We start from the raw sequence: 19,606 nt of genomic DNA, 5'->3' as shown, positions 1-19,606 counted from the left end.
TGCAATACGATGGGGACCTATTTTTGTTCCCTGAAGCCTGCCAGATTTTTTTTCAGTTCCTCTCTGGCCCTGGAGATACGGGATTTAACGGTCCCTATGGAAACATCCAGGACCCCGGCTATCTCTTCATAAGATAACCCTTCGACCTCCTTCAAGACTATCGCGGCGCGCAGTTTGGGTGATAGCGACCTGAGCCCGGCATCTATCTGAAGACCGAGTTCTTTTGATTCATATGATTTCTCAGGGGAAGGAAGGGCCGAGGGATGGTCGTATTCCGATTCCTCGCCCTCTTTGGATTTTTTCAGGAATGACAGAAAAAAAGGCTTTCTTCTGTAATCGATGCAGGTATTTACGGCTATACGGTAAAGCCAGGTCGAAAACGGGAAGGCAGGGTCGAATTTTTCAAAGTTCCGGAAAGACTTGAGAAAGGAATCCTGGGTGGCGTCTTCCGCATCCTTTGAATTATTGAGCATATATCTGCAGAGGTTATATATCCTGCCGTGATATTTACGGACGAGTTCTTCAAAGGAGAACTTGTCGCCTTCCTTGAATCTCCTTATAAGGATATGGTCGTGCTCGAATGTCATCGATATTATTACGCATGATCTCTGTTTTTGTTCCGTTCTGAAGCGACCGAATTAAATGAACAACCTTGCGGCAACGCGCGAGATATCCTAAAAAAAACTAAAAGGAATCTCCTAGCTAACGGTTATCGACCCCTAAGAGAACAGGAGCTTCGTATTTTTCAAATCTGACATAATTCCTCCGGGGGGACCGAAATTATTTTCTTCAGCTTTTTCACGTCTCGACGGACCTCTTCGGAATCCTTGGCGGAGGCCTTGACCCATTTAAGCAGCTCACGGACGTTTTTCGGAGCGTCACGGCCTGAAAGACTGTAATAGACCCATTTACCGCGTTTTCTCATGGTTACCAGCCCGGCCTCGTGCAAAATCGAAAGGTGCCTTGAAACGGTCGAGGGGGCCAGCCCCAAAACAGCCGTGATCTGGCAAACACAGAGTTCATTTGGACAAAGGGCAAACAGAATACGAACCCTCTTGTCATCGGCTACAGCTTTTAAAAGAGACATGGTCGATTTCATATCAATATGATACTTCGATTTATATCGAATTGTCAATTGACATTTCGCTAAATAACGAATTATAATAATCCTATAAGTCAGACGTTCAACATCCCGATATCCCGGTCTTGAACGGCCCTAACGGGAAACAAGGAGTACTCATGGACTGGAAAAACGAATGGAAATACCTGGCGGCCATCGTCGCAGTGTTCGCGGCTTTTTACTTCCTGCCGGTCGGGTCGTCAAGGTTTGACAACTCGGTCCTTGAGGCCTTTCACCTGGCCAAGTGGTACGCCCAGGAGCATGTGTTGCTGTGCCTCGTACCGGCCTTTTTCATTGCCGGGGCGATAGCGGTGTTCGTAAGCCAGGCCTCGGTGATGAAGTATTTCGGAGCCAGGGCTAACAAGGTGCTCTCGTACGGGGTCGCCTCCATTTCAGGCACCATACTTGCCGTATGCTCATGCACCGTCCTGCCCCTTTTCGCGGGTATTTACAGGATGGGAGCTGGGCTCGGGCCAGCCACAGCCTTCCTTTATTCCGGGCCAGCTATAAATGTGCTTGCGATTATCCTTACCGCGAGGGTGCTCGGCTTTGAAATGGGCCTGGCACGAGCGATCGGAGCGATACTCTTCAGCGTTATTATAGGCCTGCTGATGCACTTCATATTCAGAAAAGAGGAGGCCGGGAAGGCAGACGCCCAGGCGCTGATGCCTGAGCCGGAAGCAACAAGGCCGTTATGGCAGAATGCCGTTTACTTCGGCCTCATGATAGGAATACTGGTATTCGCTAATTGGGGAAAGGCTGATGCTTCCTCGGGCTTCTGGTACGATGTCTATTCGGCTAAGTGGCTTATAACCGGAGCCCTGTCGGTCGGGCTCGCGTTATCGCTCGTGGCCTGGTTCGGCCTCACGCCCGCAAGGATGCTCCTCATGGCGGCGCCGGCCGTAGTGCTTACGCCTCTTTTTTATGGAAGCCCGACGACTGTCTTTGTGACAGGACTTTTAGGCTTGTCCGCCATCATCAGCACGCAGAAAAACGAACTGGGAGAATGGTTCAGCGCCACATGGGGCTTTGCCAAGCAGATATTGCCGCTGCTGCTGCTCGGAGTGTTAATTTCAGGGGCGCTTCTCGGCAGGCCGGGCCATGAGGGCCTGATACCCTCCAGTTGGGTAAGCTGGGCCGTAGGGGGTAATTCGCTCTCGGCAAACTTCATAGCCTCGTTCCTGGGCGCGTTCATGTATTTCGCCACCCTGACCGAAATACCAATACTTCAGGGGCTCATCGGGGCCGGCATGGGCAAGGGCCCCGCGCTGGCGCTGCTGCTTGCGGGTCCTTCCCTAAGCCTGCCGAGCATGCTTGTCATCAGGAGCATACTCGGGACAAAAAAGACAATTGTTTTTGTTCTGCTGACCGTGGCCATGGCTACAGTCACAGGCATGTTTTACGGGGCTTTTTTCGAATAGGAGGAAATGATGAAAAAAATACAGATACTCGGCACAGGATGCCCTAAGTGCAAGAAGCTGACCGAGTCTGCGGAGCTTGCCGCAAAAGAGCTTGGCATCGATTACGAGATCGAGAAGATAACCGATGTCAACAGGATCATCTCGTTCGGCGTGATGATGACCCCGGCGCTCGCAATCGACGGTGTTGTCAAAGCGGCAGGGAAGGTGCTCACTCCGCAAGAAGTAAAACTGCTGTTAATGTAAAAAGCAAACCTGGAAATTGCAATTTTTTCGCGGCATTTTATGTATACTCCCGGATAGGCTTAAAACAGGTTCTAAAGCATTTAGCAAAAAAGGATTATATAGACTTGCAAATCAATCACTTAGCATCATTTTAAGACATGAGTTCTAAAGTAAACTCCTAAAAAGAAAAAACAGCCGCCCTTCCAACCTGGAATATACAAGAAAATCAAAGCGATATGTGATTCTGAAGGCTGAAAATTGCAAAATACTCAAAATCGCACAATTCCCTGAATCAAGCTCTCATATAAATATCCATATCAGGAAAAAGTCTAAATATTTCACCTATATACGGAGCCACATTTTTTTCTAAATAGTCCAGATCAGGCAGCCAATTTTTTGATAACAAATCAAGGGGTTACAGTATTTACTGTAACCCCTTGATCCATTTAACGGATGGTTAGAAGTATTTGTAACATGGCTGTACAGGCAGGCTTTGACAGAGCCCACCCTTGTATATTAGAGCCAGTGGATTTTAAAGCTGCTAACCTGCAAAAAAAATTATCCTGGTGGGATGCCTGGGTAATACGGCTATGCCTTGATGGCAAAGCCCCTACTTTTCCTCTTTTATCTTGGCTTCCTTTATAAGCTGGGTCACTTTAGAGTTCTCGGTCACAGGCTCTATTATCACCACATGCTTCCTGTTTATGAACATGGTGTCCGGGGCATGCCACTCCTGCCCCCTCTTTACGAGTATGCTTGAGACCGCCTTTGTCTCCTGGTCAACCCTGTTCTGGATGTAGAAGACATCGTTCAATTGAATGAATTCGCCGCCTGACCGGTTGAGCTTCCCGAAGTACGCCTGCCCGTTATCCATCAGCACGGCCTGATATTCCGTCTTGAATTCGAGTCCGTCCTTGGCCGTCCCCTTATTATCGCACCCTGAAAGGGCTATTACTGGCAAAGCGGCTATTAACAGCGCTTTAACTGACCTGAGTTTCATCTCTCGGTAACCTCCGGGTATTTTAAATTCCTTTTACGACATCCGTCTCGGAAATTCAACCTTGAAAAATCCGAAGCGCAAAAGCCTAAGGGCAGGCCCTGATGGTCTGCCCTTGGCGAAACAGCCGATTTTCACCTGAATCAGGCGGATATCAGGCGGTTTTTCTTCTGTTCATGCGCCGCCTCAGGGCGAGAAGGCCCAGGCCGCCGCCCGCGATGAGGACGAAGGTGGAAGGCTCCGGCACAGGGGCCGAGGCAGGCTCGAATACGGGCGTGAGCCAGCCCCCTCCGAGCAGCGAGTACGTGGAGCCGTTCAGGTACGAGTTGCCTGAGACATTCGCCATATAGTAGATGTTGAAGCCGTTGCCGGTAACATTGTTTACGTCAGCGCCAGTTATGTCGAGGCCGAGTATCTCGGTTAAGTAGAGGGCGCCGCCGTTGGTTGAGTTGCCGTCGGCGAGGGCCAGGAGGTTGCCTGCGGCAAGGTTCATCGTGCCCCAGGCGAAGTTGTCCGCATAGCCGCCCATGATGGCCCCCAGGTCCGCGCCCGCGAGTGTGAAGTCGTGGAGGAGGTCTGCCCCGTTAATAAATTCGAGATAGGCCAGGGCAGTGTCCCAGCTGGCGTTCTGGGCGCTGCCGTTCAAGAAGTCGTTGCCGACGAAGAAGTTGTCGCCTGCCCCGCCTACGAGGTAGCCGCCTGAGCCTATGATAAGGTCGTTGAAGTAGTTGTCGGACGGGTCGCTTATGTATGTGCCGTTCTCGGTATAGCTCCCGGCGAAGGTGACGGTGGCGTTGGTGGTCTTGAAGAGCCCCCAGTTGGTCACGTCGCCCGTGAAGACTGCGGGGCTGTGGGCCGCCTCTATCTTGCCCGAAGCGGCATTCGTGACCGGGCCGTTTACGGTGGCGGCGCCTCCCGTCAGGGTCATGTCGCCGTTGTTTGTAAGGCCGCCGGTCCTCAAAGTGCCATAGCCCGTAATCTGGCCGTCGTTGGTCATGGTCTTGTTATTCGTGTCAAAGGTGCCGCCCGCGAGGCTTATGAGACCGTTATTGGCGGCCAGTCCGTTCATCGCGAGGACCTTGTTGCCTGAGGTGGCCGCTATGGTGCCGCCCGCGGCGTTGGTGACGGCCCCGCTCAATGAAAGGGTGCCACCGGTGGCCTCTATGACCCCGGTGTTGTTTATAGCGTTCCCTATGTTGCCCCTGCCGTCGATAGTGCCGGTATTCGTTATGGCCCCGCCCGCGACGTTGGCGGAGGTCCCGGCGAGGTTTATAAGGCCGCTGTTCGTGAACGTCTTTGTGAAGTTGAGTGTGCCGCTCGCAAGCTCCACTATGCCGTCATTTGAAAAGTAGGTCGAGACCGTGCCCCTGCCGGAGAGGACCCCGCCGGCGGCGTTGGTGAGCGTGCCCGTGCCGCTCAATAGTGCGCCGTTCATGTTTATGGTGCCCATGTTATCGAGGGTCGTGCCGTTTATCTTGAACTGGTTGCTCGCGAGAAGGTCCATGTTGCCGTAGTTGGCGTTTGCCCCCGTGTTCGAGATGGTCGTCATGCCGCCCGACTGGGCAAAAAGGCCGTTATTGATGAAGCCGCCCGTCCCCCCTATTGTGCCATAGCCTGACAGGTAGACGTTGTTTGTAAGGCCGCCGTTTATCGAGCCTCCCGCGAAGCTCATCGAGCCGTTATTCTCTATCGTGCTGCCGGTCAAAGATATGCCGGTTGAGAGGATTATCTCCGTGTTGTTGACCACGGCGCCGCTTACGGTAAGGGATGAGCCTATGCTGGCCGCCCCGTTGTTGGTGAAGTTTCCGTTGAACGCGCCGCCGGAGTAGGTGAAGGAGCCGTTATTCTCCATGTTGCCGTTGTAGGCGCCGCCGGAGAGGTCATAGGCGCCGAGAGCGCCGATGATTACCGCGCCGTTGTTCGTGCCGCCGGTCTGGTTGAACGCGCCGGTGCCGCTGTAGCCGATGTACTCCTCAACGGCTGAGAGGTTTCCTGTGCCGCTTAAGTTATAGGTGCCGTTGGAGCCGGACGAATTACCGAGATAAAGGGTGCCGGTCTGGTGCGTGCCCCCTGAGTGCGTGTATGTGCCGGAGCTGGTGCTGTAATATCCGACATAGGTTGTTACTGCTGCCGTATTCGTTCCGCCGGTCTGGTTGAATGCGCCTGTGCCGTAGCGGCCGATGTACTCATTATTAGCTGACAGCGCCCCGGTACCGCTTAGGTTATAGGCGCTGTTGGAGCCGTTCTGGTAGCCGAGTATAAGGTTTCCGGTCTGGTGTGTGCCCCCTGAGTGCGTGTATGTGCTGGAGCTGCTATATCCGACAATGGTTGCCGATGCGACCGTATTTGAACCGCCGGTCTGGTTGAACGCGCCTGTGCCGGAGTTTCCGATGTACTCATTAGTGGCTGAGAGGCTCCCTGCGCCGCTTAAGTTATAGGCGCCGTTGGCGCCGGATGATCCTCCGAGCGTCAGGATCCCGGTCTGGTGTGTGCCCCCTGAGTGCGTGTATGTGCCTGAGCTGTAATACCCGACAATGCTTACCGATGCTACCGTATTCGAGCCGCCGGTCTGGTTGAACGCGCCGGTGCCGTTGTAGCCGATATACTCATAACCGGCTGACAGCGCCCCCGTGCCGCTTAGGTTATAGACGCCGTTGGAGCCGTTCTGGTAGCCGAGTGCAAGGTTCCCGGTCTGGTGTGTGCCCCCTGAGTGCGTGTATGTGCCGGAGCCGTTATATCCGACATAGGTTGACAATGCTGCCGTATTCGTGCCGCCGGTCTGGTTGACCGCGCCGGTGCCGCTGTAGCCGATGTACTCGGATGTGGCCGTGAGAGTACCTGTACCGCTTAAGTTATAGACGCCGTTGGAGCCGGACGAATAACCGAGATAAAGGGTGCCGGTCTGGTGTGTGCCCCCTGAGTGTGTGTATGTGCCGGAGCTGTAACGTCCGACAATGCTTGACGATGCTACCGTATTCGAGCCGCCGGTCTGGTTGAACGCGCCTGTGCCGTTGTAGCCGATAAACTCACCACCGGATGACAGCGCCCCGGTACCGCTTAGGTTATAGGCGCCGTTGGAGCCGGACGAATAACCGAGATAAAGGCTCCCGGTCTGGTGTGTGCCCCCTGAGTGTGTGTATGTGCCGGAGCCTGAGCTTTCTTTTCCGACAACGGTTGCCGAAGATGCCGTATTCGTTCCGCCGGTCTGGTTGAACGCGCCGGTGCCGGAGTTGCCGATGTACTCATTAGTGGCTGACAGTGCCCCGGTGCCGCTTAGGTTATAGACGCCGTTGGAGCCGGAATAATAACCGAGATAAAGGTTTCCGGTCTGGTGGGTGCCCCCTGAGTGCGTGTATGTGCCGGAGCCGCTAGAGCCGACAATGGTTGCCGTGCCCACAGTATTCGTGCCGCCGGTCTGGTTGAACGCGCCGGTGCCGGAGTTGCCGATGTACTCATTAGTGGCTGAGAGGCTCCCGGTGCCGCTTAGGTTATAGACGCCGTTGGAGTCTGGGTTGGATCCGAGAACAAGGTTCCCGGTCAGGTGTGTGCCCCCGGAGTGCGTGTATGTGCCGGAGCCGTAGTTTTCAGATCCGACAATGGTTGACGCGCCCACTGTATTCGTTCCGCCGGTCTGGTTGAATGTGCCTGTGCCGTAGAAGCCGATATACTCATAACCGGCTGACAACGCCCCTGAGCCGCTTAGGTTATAGGCGCCGTTGGAGACGTTACCGTAGCCGAGATAAAGATATGGTGTTGTATTCGTCCCTGTGCTTTGAGTATGGGTGCCTCTGCCTGAATCTCCGACTAATTCGACGGAAGAAGACAGGTTGAAGTTATAAATCTGCGAAAGGGTCATCATCCCAGCGCCGGTGGAGTCTATGGTCAGGTAGCCAAGCGTGTCTCCCGGGTTCGGGTACAGGGTATTGTAATAATAAACGGTTTTGTCAGATGCCGTGTTCTGGGTCAGGTAGGCATCATCCCCTGGCGCAGGCTGCCCGGCCCCGCCGGGTCCGCCCGGGGTCGATGACCAGCAGTTCGAAAAGTCCCACCAGCTCGAACCGCAGACCCAGTATTTGTCTGCCGCCACGGCCTCTTTGGCCGGCGCGCCTGAGAGGACCGCCCCCATCAATAATAGATATGCCAGTTTCCTTTTCACTATATATTCCTCCCATCTGAATGCCTGCCGATCGAATTGGCCCGGCAGGCGAAAAAAAAGCCCTTCTATAGAGAAAGAAGCAAGTTTCGCTCCATTTACATAACTTATTGTATTAACAAGTACTTTGCTCTAATAAGGGGCCCTCATTCATGCAGGAAGGTGTAACATGATTCGGCAATTCGTAAACTATTCCGACAAGGTTTGGGGGCGGTCTTCCCCGGACACACGGTTAATGTCTCACAATGGGACCTGAAATCCCTCGCCTTACAGGCGAAGACTTCCAGTGCGTCTATGGATATTCCTGACCCCTCTTTCCTAAAGAGGGGTCAGGGGAGATTATCTTTGAATTGTTTATAATCCCCCTTAGTCCCCCTTTAGAAAAGGGGGAGATTTCAGTCGGGCTTTCAGCCGACAAACTAAAGAACCTGCCGCCTGAAAGGCGGTAGTGGTTCAGTCTACATTTGCCTGTTCGAACACGTGAGGCGAGCGGTATCCAGGCGACGAGCGCCGCCTGATGCGGTTGTATAGCGGCTCGACGTACTCGAAAATAGCCCTCTTTGCCTCTGCCCTTGTATCGCACCTCTCGAAGTAAACAAGCTCAGTTTAAGAGTATGAATATGAACTCGAAATACATATCTATTTTGTTCAACTAAATCGACCGGATTCGAAAAATAATTGGATATAAATAACTATTGAATCATAGCCCCCAGCCAATTTTACAATAGACAAGGGGGTTGGCTATTTAGCCAACCCCCTTTTTATTTCAGCCGGATTTGGTGGGCACAGCCCACCCGCGCTGATTGGCCACTCAGAGCCAATCCTAATTATTCCTAATCAACTCAATAGCGACAAAACATTCTTCGGCAGCGAATTCGCCTGTGCAAGCACCGACGTGCCTGCCTGTACCATTACCTGGTTCCTGGTGTACTGGGCGGTCTCGAATAAGAAAACAGCGTCCCTTATCCTTGATTCGGCTGCCTGGAAATTAAGGTATGTGACCTGGAGGTTAGTGAGGGCCGCCGTGAGCCTGTTGGTCCAGGCTCCGTGACCGCCCTCGCGTCGTTTATCACCTTCATGGCGGCGCTTGTGGCATTTCTACCACCAAGGCCCTCCCATTCATCATTCTGACAAGCCTCAACGCCCCTATGAGCAGACTGTGCATTCTTTTTTGGACGCCTGCCTATCTTGCCTGACCGGCGGTTCAGGCTGTAACGGCCCCAAAGCCATTGAAATGACCTCAGGCCGCCGATCTACCTGCGTCCTCGCGCGACAAGCCTTTGCCAGAAGCCCGCTGCTGCACCCTGAACTCCGAGACAATGCCCTGCAGGCGGTTGGCAAGTTGCGACAGGTCGCCGGCGGCGTCGGTCACGTGCTTTGAGGCTGACGCCGCGTCATTGGTCGTAATCGCCACGCCTTCGATGTCGCGGTTTATATGGTCCACTACCGCTGTCTGCTCTTCCGACGCTGCGGTTATCTGCTGCATCATATCCGTCAGTCCGTTCACGTTCGCGAGTATCGCGGAAAGCGACTCCCCGGCCTCCCTGGCGAGCTCCTTGCCGGCCGTGACGGCCTGCTTGCCGGATTCCATGGACTCGACAGCCCTCTCCGTGTCTCGCTGTATCGCAGCTATCATCGAGCCTATCTCCTTGGTCGCCCTCACCGTCTTTTCCGCGAGCTTTCTTACCTCATCAGCGACTACAGCAAAACCCCTGCCCTGGTCGCCGGCCCTCGCCGCCTCTATCGCGGCGTTCAGGGCCAGGAGGTTCGTCTGGTCGGCTATGTCGTTGATGACCTCCACTATGTTGCCTATCTCGCCGGAGCTTTGACCGAGCTTGGCGACGACCTCGGAGGTCTGCATGACGCTTGCCGTGATGTCGTTCAGCCCCTCTATGGTCCTGGTGACCCTCTCCTCGCTTTTTTTGGCGGTCACGTTGGCGTCCTTCACCTTTTCGGTCGCGTCCGAGATGTTCCTGGCCACCTCGATGACGGTCGCGGTCATCTGGTCGGAGGCGGTCGAGACCTGTGAGGTCTTCATGGCCTGTTCCGCCATGCCGTGTGCCATCTGCTCGGAGTTCGCGGTCAACTCGATGCTGGCCGAGGCAACCGAGTCCGCAGCGGCCCTTACCTCCTCAATGATGGATTTGAGCCTCTCGACCATGTTCTTCATGCCATAGAGCAGGCTCGATCTGTCGTCATCCCTAACGGCTACGTTCATCGTAAGGTCCCCGTCCGCAACCCTGTGCGCGACCTCCATGGCGTAGTCCGGCTCTCCGCCGAGCTTTTTAAGGAGCGTGCGCGAGATCCACAGGCCGATAAGGAGGGAGGATATGATAAGGAATATGCCGGCTGCGGCTATCTGCAGTTTCGCCTTTCTTGCCTCGGAGGCCGAGATGCTCGTTATGGCGTCGCTCCGTTTCGTCTGCAGGTCTATGAGCTTCGCAAGGGCGCTTACGGATTGCCCGCCGGAGATGAATATGGTCTTCGATCGGAACTCGGCGGCCTCTTCGGCCTTGCCGGCCTCCATGAGATCGAACCACCTCGGACGCGCCTCTTTATATTGGTTATATGCCGCCGTCATCTCGCTCAGGACGGCCCTGGCATCGTCAGTGAGCTTGCCCCTGGAATAAAGATCGAGGTTCTCGTCTATTATCGCATAGTACTTCGGCCCGTCCTCGATTATCTTCCTTCTCGAAGCAGGATCGGGGACCGCTATGTACTGCGATATCCCGTAGCGGAGCTGCCACATGGCGTCCTGGGTCTTTGACAGATAGCGCGTCGCAAGCACGCCGCTGGAACCCATGTCGCTCAGCATCGAAGTGAGGCGCACGGCGCTGAAGTAGCCTACGAGCACTATCAAGACCGCGAATAGCGCTGTTAAGCCGACCAGCAGACCCATACGCGCGGTGACAGTCATGTTCTTGAACATCCTGAGAATCCTCCTTGCCGAGTTAAGATTTTGTACGGTATGGACAAAAGGGCGCGGCAGACTGGAAATATGAGTTTTCAAATATCTTTAATTGACAGCCCGCCATTACCATATCCGCATATGTCTATATCGGGCCCCATTAAAAAAAACTTTACGCTTAATTCATTAAGGGCCGGCCTGCTTCCCTTGAACATTCTCATGAGCGGATGAATTGCTGATAAACGATTTGGCTCGCGAATAGATCATAAAGACCAGAACACCCGCTGTTGTCCCGGCTGTGTTCAAGACGAGGTCTGAAAGGGATGAATGCCGATCGGGAAGCCAGAGCTGGATCGACTCTATCGAGAAACTTAATATACCGCCGGCCGCAACCGCGCTGAAAAATCGCCAAAAAAACGGCATCCTGTCCGACAAAACCGCCAAAACAAAAAAGCCGAAAGGCATAAAACCGAGCAGGTTTACGACCACGTCAGCGATGTCGAAGCGCTCTTGTTCTATTTCATTAAAACCTGATGACAACAGCTCCCTTTTAAATGCCCTGAAAAATGACGGGATCACAATATGCATCGAGTCCGAGGACATGTTCATCGCAATGTGTCCTGAACTTTCGTTAAATGGGTAGGCCGCGATAGTATCCGGCCCTCCTGGGCCGGCCGTCATCCACGCCTCATCCATACCCCGTTCCACGGCGTTGCCGCTGAAGAAGGCAAGAAAGGAAAGTCTTCCCTCCCACGGATTCCGTCCTTCCGGGGAATTACCGATTGAAAAGCATTCCGGTCCGGCGGAAAGAAGAGATGACCGGTCAAGCGAGCCCCGTTCCCTTCCATTAATGTAAATATTAACGCTTGAGCGGAGCGATGTAACAGCAAGCATAGCCTCATTACCCGCGGATAAAGCGCCTGGGATGCCGTATTCCAGGATACGTGAGCCGTCCCTCACTTTTACAATAATGGCCTGTTTCCACTGTATGAGCCGGAGCAGCCAGCGGCCTTCGCGGTCATGGAAAGAGATAATATCAGCCAGTTTTCCAGCAGGCTCGTCATAGGGGAGAAGGGACATTGCCATGGTAAATCCGTCTTTAAATGGAAAGTCTCCCGCGTTTGCGCATGAACCGGCGCTTGCCTTGCCTCTTAGCTCCAGGCCGTGGCCAGAAAGGAGAGCGCCATTATCGACCCTTACGGAAAAAGGCCATAGACCAAAAGTCAGATACCCTGCGATCAAAATGGAAAACCAGGCGGTTATGGGGACCCTTCTTATAATATTTTCAGGCGCCATGCTTTTCTATCTTCCATGAACATTTGATTGATCTCTAATAAACGCGGCGGGGTTTATAGAAGAAGCTCTCAATGTAAGATATGGGCCATGTAAAACCCACCAACAGTGAAGCATCTCACGCGGCCTTTCTCCCCGAACCTCTTCTGTTATTATAATACCTGTCTTGCAAATGGCCTGACACGAGCAATAAAAACATAGCCAGAACCGCTGTGAGACCTGCCTGGTGGTCAGGAAAAAGTCTGGTATACTTATCTTGGATATGTCCATACAATCAGGAGATTAACAGGATAGTGGCCGACCGTATCTCAGATAAGCTTTTCATGTCCAAAGGGCGGGCGGTTGAAAAACAAGAAGCCGCGCCTGCCGATGAGAGCCTTTGTCCTGAATACGTACCGACACAAAAGTACGTCCTCATAACACCCGCCCACAACGAGGAATCCTATATAGAGAAGTGCATAGGGTCCGTGATCTCTCAGACGCTTCTTCCGGCAGAGTGGATAATCGTGAGCGACCGTTCGTCCGACAATACGGATAAGATAGTCGAAAGGTACGCTGCCGAATACCATTTCATAAAACTTGTCAAGCTGCCGCCTGGACAAGGGCGCGATTTCGCCTCAAAGGTCATAGCCTTCAAAGCTGGATACATGGCCCTCTCTGTCAGGGATTACGGATATGTCGGCAACCTGGACGCAGACGTATCCTTTGCGCCGGATTATTATGAGCGTGTAATCAAGAGATTTAAGATTGAGAAAAAGCTTGGGATAGCGGGCGGCGTCATACTTGAACTGGTGGGCAAGAAGTTCAGGAAGCAGATATCGGGGCTTAACAGCATTGCCGGGGCTGTTCAGCTTTTCCGAAGGGAATGCTTCGAAGATATCGGCGGGTTCGTCCCCATAAGGTTCGGCGGCGAAGACTCAGTCGCTGAGACAATGGCGCGGATGAAAGGCTGGGAAGTAAAGGCTTTTCACGCGCTGGGAATACATCACCACAGGCGCGTATCAGGGAGCGCAGGGTTACTAAAGGCGCGCTTCAAGAGCGGCATAATGCACTATCAGCTTGGTTACCATCCTCTTTTTCAGCTCGCCTCGACTTTCTACAGGCTGATCGAACGTCCTTTTATAGTCGGAAGTCTCCTCACGCTCTTCGGGTATCTCTGGGCCTCTATCAAGCGTTTCGATAAGCCGGTAAGCGGTACTTTTGCTCAATATACCGCGGCAGAGCAGTTATCAAGACTCCGGCCCCGCGTCTTATTACCTAAAATCTTCCGGGAAAATACGAATAACGGCATCTGAGAAAGATTACCCTGGCTTTAGTCCATGGTATCCGAAGAAACAACTGTTCGACCCCTCTTCAAGAAAACCTTGTCTCAGGCATTGACAGGCGCTGGTGCGCCTCTTATTCATTTTGACGCCGGGGAATCTCACGATCAAGGGCAGCGCCGCATCCAGGGGTTTCATGCTCGTCAGATTGACAGGGCCTAACCGGGAGACCATAAGAAGGAAGGCTAAATCACATTCATTGACCCAATCCTAAGTATGCGATGTAACATGGTGATTTAGGTCACATTTTTTGGAGATTACCTGATATATCCTCTCATTACAGTTTCAGCACCTGTAAGGAGGTTGACATGAAGAAAGGCTTTATCGTACTGGCGCTAATGCTTTTGGGGGCCATACCTGGACTTGCCGATGCGGCTGTCCAGTATGTAAGGTCCGGCGCATCTGGAAACGGGTCCAGCTGGTCCAATGCCTACGGGCAGTTACCCGCCACTCTCGTGCGTGGCGACACCTATTACATAGCCGCGGGGTCTTATGGCGGCCGTACATTCAATGATGCCCAGTCCGGTTCTACCTATATCTACATAAAAAAAGCGACCGCTGCGGATCACGGCACCGACACCGGATGGAGCTCGGCCTATGCCGGGACCGCCACATTCGGCTCTCTTGTCTTCAGTAAAGGGTACTACGATATAGACGGCAAGGTTGGAGGCGGGCCTGGCTCCTTTACCTCGGGGCATGGGTTCAAGATCGCTACCGCGGCATCAGGCCTCGGGAAAGTGATAACCATAAACAACGTTACGGGCATAAGGATACGCCACGCGGAGATATACTTCAACAATCTCGGCACAACCGGCCAGGTCTCAGGACTCACGGCCACAGGCGACCTAATCTACGCAATATCCGGCGGCAGCGACCTTCTCGTCCAGTATTGCTGGCTCCACGATTCCGCGAGGACCATCTTCTATCCTATCAACTGGTCTAACATTACCTTTGAATATAACAGGATAGAGCGTAACGGCGTCAACTGGAGCTCGTCCAATCACTCCGAGCTATTCTCCTCCAGACAGGTCAGTAACGTCACGGTCCGCTATAACTATATCCTCGACTGGAAAAGCACCGGCGGGCTCATATTCGGCGGTGTTGTATCTTCAGCCGCCGCAAGCACTTCGAGCAATATCTACATTTACGGCAACATCTTTGAGTGGACCAAGAACTGGGGTAACACTGCCAACGACGGGGTAATAGGGGGTTGGAACCATTCATGGATGTATGTCAAAACCGTCCGTATCTTCAATAACACCTTCGTCAACATCACCGACTCTAACCCCTCGGACGCCGCTTCGATCTTCCCGATCATCTCTCATCTTTCGGATGTAGTTGTTCAGAACAATATCTGGTACAACGCCAATCCGCGGATCATAAACGGGAGCCATAATTATAACTGGTTTAACAGTAACAGCCATAGCGAGTCCAATGCGCAGGTCTCCTCCTCCAACCCGTTCGTAAACTACTCAGGGAAAAACTACAAGCTCTCTACAGCTACTGCGGGCGGCGCCACTCTTTCCGCCCCCTATAACTTCGACATGGATAATGTATCGAGGGGACAGGATGGTAACTGGGACAGGGGAGCCTATGAATTCGGAGGCACATCCTCAAACCCGGTCCCTTCAAGCCCCAAAGGCCTTACCGTAAACTGAGCCCGCAGTCCTCACATGGGCAGCCTGTTTGAGGCGGCTAGCGCAGTTGCTGGAATATAACAAAGGGGTTACGGAGAAATCCGCAACCCCTTTGTTATATCTTTAGCAGGGTGTTGAAAAACAGCCTGCCAGGCAATCCAAGGACGGATTGCCATATTGCGAGACTTGAAAAGTAATCCCATTTCAGCAATACAAGGGTGGGCTTAGTCCACCGATCACCAAATTCTTCCAACCACCATTAAAAGCGGTCAACAGGCAGGCCGCGCTACACCTACCTGATGGCGGTTTTCTCCTTGTACTCTGCTTCTGACCGTAGTATTATTATCAGATAAATAAAAAGAGAATGAGGGCAGCAGGCCTTTTTTTTGAAATATATTTCAGACCAAAAAGGTCTTAATTATCTAAAATAACATGGGACGAGAGAGAATGGACTTTCCGGATAATCTACCCATAGCGTTCTTCATGATCGATTCAGAGCACCGGGTCCGCTGGATGAACCACAAGGCCAGGGAATGGTTCGCAGCAAACAAGGCTGGCGAAAGGCGCCAGTGCTACAGGACCCAGGTCTTTGGCAGCGGCTTCTGCAACATCTGCCCTACGGCCAGGGCGATAGAGAACGGCACGGTTGTGCGCTACGAGTTCTCCACCCTCACCTCTGAAGGGCAGAAGAAGTACGAAGTGACGGCGATACCATTGCCGGGCTCGACCGGGTCGCCATCCGATGTCGTCGAGATGGTGATGGATGTGACCAAAAGGCCTGTCGTCGTCCAGGAGGACGACCTGATGGCGCAGCTGGAGAAGATGGCGGCCATCGGGCAGCTGGCGGCAGGTGTTGCCCATGAGCTTAATACACCGCTTGGCACCATATCTCTCATCTCAAAGGAGATCGAACGCTCTCTGTCGGAATTGCACGGAAAAAGAGAACAGCGTGAGGCTATACATGAATATCTGGCGGATATGAACGGGGAGATAGCCAGGTGCAGGATGATAAACCAGGACCTGCTCGATTTCTCCCAAAAAGGCATGATCTGCCTGATGGAGACCGACCTGAACACGCTCGTATCAAAAACAGTCGAGTTCATAATAAAGGGCGCGAGGCAGTCGGTGACGATCACCAGGGCCCTCTCCGCAGGCCTGCCGACGCTCATGACAGACCCGTACAGGTTCCGCCAGGTCCTTTTGAACCTCATCAAGAACGCTGTCGAGGCGGTCGATGAGAATGGGCAGGTAGAGGTGGCCACCTATGTGCAGGACAACTTCGCCTGCGTCTCCATAAGCGACAACGGCCCTGGCATCACGGAAGCGAACCTGAAAAGGATATTCGAGCCATTCTTCACCACCAAGCCCATAGGCAAGGGTACCGGACTGGGCCTTTCGGTAAGCTACGGGATCTTGATGGACCTGAAGGGTGAGATAGTGATAAAAAGCAAGCCCGGCAAGGGGACCAGGGTGCTCATCCAGCTCCCTATCGATTACAGGTCCGCGGTGGCGAAAGCAGCGCAAAAGAACTGACAGGCTTCTGAAAAAAGCCGGTCCGCGTCCCATCCTTCGAAAAAAAGCCTTCACAAACAACGTTCAAACCACGCCTGGGCTCTCCAACCCTTATTGCACCCCTCATCATGAGACAAAGATGCCTCATGCGTCATCTTTGCTCACACCTTCGATTTTTAACAGCAAAACAATAGACCAGACAGAGCGTCCCTGCCCTGCCTGTTACAATCCTGCCGCATCCCCCCACAAACCGGCCTTTGACATAACCTCTTGTATTTACAAGATAATACTATCTGGCACCCCTATTGCAGTCTTAATAAGGCACAAGCAAAACAAAAGAAAGGAGGCAAGAGCTGAGGCCCCGGTGCGTCGTCCGGGTGGCGGCTATCCGGGAATCGTATTGCAACCACATCCCTGTTGGAGGTCGTAATGCTGAAAAAACCGTTTTCGTTCTTTGTACTGTTTTTCGCTATCCTATTCATAACAGGTCCACTGGCAAGTATTGGAAACGCAGGCGACAATCAGGTCTTCTTCAGGTACGGTAAGTCAAATTTCGCTAACGACAGAGGCGGCCAGATATTCACCGATACCCTCAACGTCTTCGGAGAGGGTGAAAATGACGACACCAGCGGGTGGAACGTGAGCGCCGGGCTCGACCTGGCGATGGTGAAAAACCTCGGACCTGGCACCCTCCTCGGCGAGGTCATGCTCGACTACGCCAGCTACTCGAAGAACGTGGTGACGCAGACCACCACGACGCTCCTTGAGCTCGACGGTGTCGGCACGCACAATACCAAAGAGGTCACCGTCTCCGAGCTTATCGTGGTAGTCGCCCCCAAGTACAGGTTCGACAACATCGCCGGCGGCAAGGTAAGGCCCTGGATAATACCGGCGGGCCTCGCGTTCATGGTCAACTCACCGCCGTCTGACGACACCACCTATCTGGACATCGGCTATCACGTTGGAGCCGGGGTGGAGTACGTCATAAACAACCTGATGAGCGTTGGCGTAGATTACCGCTACACTATCGCCAGCGGCGAACCGGACATAAAGAACAGCTATTCGACTGCGTCCCTTTACCTGGGTATAAACTTCTAAGGCCGGGGGACTTTTAAGACTCTCCGCACTGGCAACTCCGAGAAAGCCAGAAAATGTAGGCCCTTTTCAGCCACCTCCTTTACCGCAAAAGTGATTGTAGCTGAAAAGGGCCTACCCCTCCCTTGCGTTTCGAGCGCCATATATGTGAATACCCTTCCCGTATTATAAGAAAGCGAAAAATCAATACCGCCGCCACTGCTCAGAGCTTCCTTATAAAAAATGGGGGGTTGGCGACATCGCCAACCCCCTCGGATTAACTGGTTACTGAGAGCCACAAAAACCAGGCTGCCTAAAAAGGTCAAAACGGCGCGGATTGGCCTTTTTGAGCGGCCTGTTATTTAACCCATATGCACGGCAAAGGCAACCAGCTTTTCAACAGCCCTTATGCCGCGGGACTCGCCTTTTTCGACGAATACCATCTTCCCTGCCCTGACTTCATTTTCCTTCCCCTCGACGGTCATAATACCGCTGCCGCTCACGAAATAGAATACGCCAGCCCCGCTCTGGTGCGGCTTTATCTCCTGGCCCGGCTCCATGCAGATAAGGGGCACCTTGTACTCAGGCCTTACCCTCAGTATGCGCGGCACGAACTCAGCGGCAAACTCGGTCCTCTCGAACAGGTCTATCAGCTCCATCAAGCCCCTCCCCGGTATTTTTCCCTGGATCTAACCATCCCGCGGCAGTTACATCAATGACAATAATCAGATTTTTGCCAGGGAAAAAAGAAACCGACCGTAAAAGCGCCTCCTCTTACTTGTTATGACAGGTCCTGCAAAGGCCGGAGCCGGAGTTGCCGCCGACCCTTCTAATGAACAGTCCGTTAGATTCAAGCTCCTGCTCGGCTACTACCGTAGAATAGGTATTGTCGATCTCGTTCCACGACTTATTATTGAAGTGCGGGTCGTGGCACGAAGAGCACTCGACCCTGAATACGCCGTTGTGCTCGCGCAGCAGGTCCTGGATGCTCGCGGTGTCGGATATGTAGCCCTTGACCGCCCACAGGTTCCGCTGGAGGTTGCCCTGGTCGAATGAAAGAGCGCTCACCCCGATATCGGTGGTAAGGTCTATGGCAGCTATGACGCTTTCAATCGGCCTGAGCCCGGCTACAAGCTCCCTGTAAGGGACCGAGACCGGGTGGTCGTTTGAGAGGTCAGCACCTATATTAAGGCGCTGGGCTGTCATGAAGTCCTGAGTGACCCCTATGGCGTCGAAAAATGTCCAGCCCATGTCCGACGTACCGTTCAGGGTAACACCGTTCTTGCCCGGCGCGTTTGCAAGGTTGTCGAAGGTCGATACCCCGTCATGGCAGCTCAGGCAGGCAAGGGTCGTGGAGCCGATGTCGCTTGTGGCTATAGTGGTGCCGGCAAGGGTCGTGCCGTATGCCGTATAGGCCGCGAGGTTGGGCGAGGCCCTGTTCCACAAAGGCCTGATGTCGTTTTCTGTGTTCGTGTGATGGGGCGTATGGCAGAATACGCAAATCTCCGTCGTGCTCCCCGTCCTCGTGTACCTGCCGGTCGACCCGAGGTTATGCCTCGTTGTGGCGATCCCCCCGGCGGCGTCACCCACCTCGTACGTGTTCACGACAGCACTCGCTTCAAAAGAGATAAAGACCGCTGACACCACGATTGTAAAAGCGATAAACCTTTTCATCCCATTGCTCCTTTCATAATGGTTTAGTGAGCACGGAATACAAAAAAGAAAGTCGCTCCACAAAAAGATCTACGGCTTCATAGCGGGTAAATTCTTTTTTACGGAATCGGTACGGAAGAGGGACTGCGCTTTCGGCCGGAAGACATGCAGCGGACTTGCTGACACGATCAACTTTGATAATTGATTTTAACACATAAAAAGCCGCCGGCTTCCTGCCCGCGAGTTATTTTAAGCTTGCGGCGCGCCATGTAAAACGCTTTAACACCGATTGGT

15 protein-coding genes are annotated in these 19,606 nt (G+C 53.3%); 6 read left to right on the top strand and 9 right to left on the bottom strand.

Going from position 1 to position 19,606, the window contains the following annotated elements; translation table 11 throughout:
• Positions 1-17: 17 nt before the first annotated feature.
• Together A2V21_312180 and A2V21_312175 are read right to left on the bottom strand one after the other, a co-directional pair.
• Positions 18-587 carry a hypothetical protein gene (locus A2V21_312180; GenBank protein ID OIJ74957.1) on the bottom strand — a complete coding sequence of 190 codons (570 nt, stop codon included), beginning with the start codon at positions 585-587 and terminating at the stop codon, positions 18-20.
• Positions 588-745: 158 nt separating this feature from the next.
• Positions 746-1,099 carry a hypothetical protein gene (locus tag A2V21_312175; protein OIJ74956.1) on the bottom strand — a complete coding sequence of 118 codons (354 nt, stop codon included), beginning with the start codon at positions 1,097-1,099 and terminating at the stop codon, positions 746-748.
• Between the two features lie 140 nt (positions 1,100-1,239).
• On the opposite strand from A2V21_312175, the gene A2V21_312170 reads away from it, so the two are divergent.
• Both A2V21_312170 and A2V21_312165 read left to right on the top strand, forming a co-directional pair.
• On the top strand, positions 1,240-2,541 hold the full coding sequence (locus A2V21_312170) for a permease (protein ID OIJ74955.1): 1,302 nt from the start codon (positions 1,240-1,242) through the stop codon (positions 2,539-2,541).
• Between the two features lie 9 nt (positions 2,542-2,550).
• Positions 2,551-2,784 (top strand): redox-active disulfide protein 2, encoded by a 234-nt coding sequence (locus tag A2V21_312165; GenBank protein OIJ74954.1) that lies wholly within the window; start codon positions 2,551-2,553, stop codon positions 2,782-2,784.
• A gap of 589 nt (positions 2,785-3,373) precedes the next feature.
• On the opposite strand, the gene A2V21_312160 is transcribed toward A2V21_312165, so the two are convergent.
• The 4 genes from A2V21_312160 to A2V21_312145 form a co-directional block, all read right to left on the bottom strand.
• Entirely contained in the window at positions 3,374-3,763 is a 390-nt protein-coding gene (locus A2V21_312160) for a hypothetical protein (protein ID OIJ74953.1), read from the bottom strand.
• Positions 3,764-3,914: 151 nt separating this feature from the next.
• Positions 3,915-7,886, bottom strand: coding sequence for a hypothetical protein (locus tag A2V21_312155; protein ID OIJ74952.1), 3,972 nt, complete (start codon positions 7,884-7,886; stop codon positions 3,915-3,917).
• A 1,267-nt stretch (positions 7,887-9,153) separates the two neighbouring features.
• Positions 9,154-10,842 (bottom strand): hypothetical protein, encoded by a 1,689-nt coding sequence (locus A2V21_312150; protein OIJ74951.1) that lies wholly within the window; start codon positions 10,840-10,842, stop codon positions 9,154-9,156.
• 165 nt (positions 10,843-11,007) lie between these two features.
• Complete coding sequence (locus A2V21_312145) at positions 11,008-12,117, bottom strand: hypothetical protein (GenBank protein ID OIJ74950.1); 1,110 nt, start codon at positions 12,115-12,117, stop codon at positions 11,008-11,010.
• A 413-nt stretch (positions 12,118-12,530) separates the two neighbouring features.
• Here A2V21_312145 and A2V21_312140 point away from each other — a divergent pair, with 413 nt between their 5' ends.
• From A2V21_312140 to A2V21_312125, 4 genes are all read left to right on the top strand, one after another.
• Positions 12,531-13,409, top strand: a complete 879-nt coding sequence (locus A2V21_312140) for a hypothetical protein (protein ID OIJ75178.1) — start codon at positions 12,531-12,533, stop codon at positions 13,407-13,409.
• Positions 13,410-13,744: 335 nt separating this feature from the next.
• Positions 13,745-15,094, top strand: a complete 1,350-nt coding sequence (locus A2V21_312135; protein OIJ74949.1) for a hypothetical protein — start codon at positions 13,745-13,747, stop codon at positions 15,092-15,094.
• Between the two features lie 426 nt (positions 15,095-15,520).
• Positions 15,521-16,606, top strand: coding sequence for a hypothetical protein (locus A2V21_312130; protein OIJ74948.1), 1,086 nt, complete (start codon positions 15,521-15,523; stop codon positions 16,604-16,606).
• A 408-nt stretch (positions 16,607-17,014) separates the two neighbouring features.
• Positions 17,015-17,683 carry a hypothetical protein gene (locus tag A2V21_312125; protein ID OIJ74947.1) on the top strand — a complete coding sequence of 223 codons (669 nt, stop codon included), beginning with the start codon at positions 17,015-17,017 and terminating at the stop codon, positions 17,681-17,683.
• Here the strand turns inward: A2V21_312125 and A2V21_312120 are convergent.
• The 3 genes from A2V21_312120 to A2V21_312110 all read right to left on the bottom strand — a co-directional run bounded on the left by A2V21_312120 (position 17,680) and on the right by A2V21_312110 (position 19,333).
• Positions 17,680-17,985, bottom strand: coding sequence for a hypothetical protein (locus A2V21_312120; GenBank protein OIJ74946.1), 306 nt, complete (start codon positions 17,983-17,985; stop codon positions 17,680-17,682). The two genes, A2V21_312125 and A2V21_312120, sit on opposite strands and share 4 nt — an antisense overlap.
• A 36-nt stretch (positions 17,986-18,021) precedes the next feature.
• Positions 18,022-18,318, bottom strand: coding sequence for a hypothetical protein (locus A2V21_312115; GenBank protein ID OIJ74945.1), 297 nt, complete (start codon positions 18,316-18,318; stop codon positions 18,022-18,024).
• A 115-nt stretch (positions 18,319-18,433) separates the two neighbouring features.
• The gene (locus A2V21_312110; GenBank protein ID OIJ74944.1) at positions 18,434-19,333 is read right to left on the bottom strand and encodes a hypothetical protein; all 900 of its coding nucleotides are present in this window, start codon (positions 19,331-19,333) and stop codon (positions 18,434-18,436) included.
• Positions 19,334-19,606: the final 273 nt, after the last annotated feature.

The organism is Deltaproteobacteria bacterium GWC2_55_46 (assembly GCA_001595385.3).
Lineage (GTDB): Bacteria > Desulfobacterota > GWC2-55-46 > GWC2-55-46 > GWC2-55-46 > UBA5799.
The sequence above is the reverse complement of the archived record's forward strand: the minus strand, read 5'-3'. Positions and strand labels throughout refer to the sequence as shown.

What these genes read in the sequence shown, in the direction of transcription:
- A2V21_312180 (OIJ74957.1), bottom strand. Translation starts at nt 587, where the DNA reads ATGACATTCGAGCACGACCATATCCTTATAAGGAGATTCAAGGAAGGC.
- A2V21_312175 (OIJ74956.1), bottom strand. Translation starts at nt 1,099, where the DNA reads ATGAAATCGACCATGTCTCTTTTAAAAGCTGTAGCCGATGACAAGAGG.
- A2V21_312170 (OIJ74955.1), top strand. Translation starts at nt 1,240, where the DNA reads ATGGACTGGAAAAACGAATGGAAATACCTGGCGGCCATCGTCGCAGTG.
- A2V21_312165 (OIJ74954.1), top strand. Translation starts at nt 2,551, where the DNA reads ATGAAAAAAATACAGATACTCGGCACAGGATGCCCTAAGTGCAAGAAG.
- A2V21_312160 (OIJ74953.1), bottom strand. Translation starts at nt 3,763, where the DNA reads ATGAAACTCAGGTCAGTTAAAGCGCTGTTAATAGCCGCTTTGCCAGTA.
- A2V21_312155 (OIJ74952.1), bottom strand. Translation starts at nt 7,886, where the DNA reads ATGGGGGCGGTCCTCTCAGGCGCGCCGGCCAAAGAGGCCGTGGCGGCA.
- A2V21_312150 (OIJ74951.1), bottom strand. Translation starts at nt 10,842, where the DNA reads ATGTTCAAGAACATGACTGTCACCGCGCGTATGGGTCTGCTGGTCGGC.
- A2V21_312145 (OIJ74950.1), bottom strand. Translation starts at nt 12,117, where the DNA reads ATGGCGCCTGAAAATATTATAAGAAGGGTCCCCATAACCGCCTGGTTT.
- A2V21_312135 (OIJ74949.1), top strand. Translation starts at nt 13,745, where the DNA reads ATGAAGAAAGGCTTTATCGTACTGGCGCTAATGCTTTTGGGGGCCATA.
- A2V21_312130 (OIJ74948.1), top strand. Translation starts at nt 15,521, where the DNA reads ATGGACTTTCCGGATAATCTACCCATAGCGTTCTTCATGATCGATTCA.
- A2V21_312125 (OIJ74947.1), top strand. Translation starts at nt 17,015, where the DNA reads ATGCTGAAAAAACCGTTTTCGTTCTTTGTACTGTTTTTCGCTATCCTA.
- A2V21_312115 (OIJ74945.1), bottom strand. Translation starts at nt 18,318, where the DNA reads ATGGAGCTGATAGACCTGTTCGAGAGGACCGAGTTTGCCGCTGAGTTC.
- A2V21_312110 (OIJ74944.1), bottom strand. Translation starts at nt 19,333, where the DNA reads ATGAAAAGGTTTATCGCTTTTACAATCGTGGTGTCAGCGGTCTTTATC.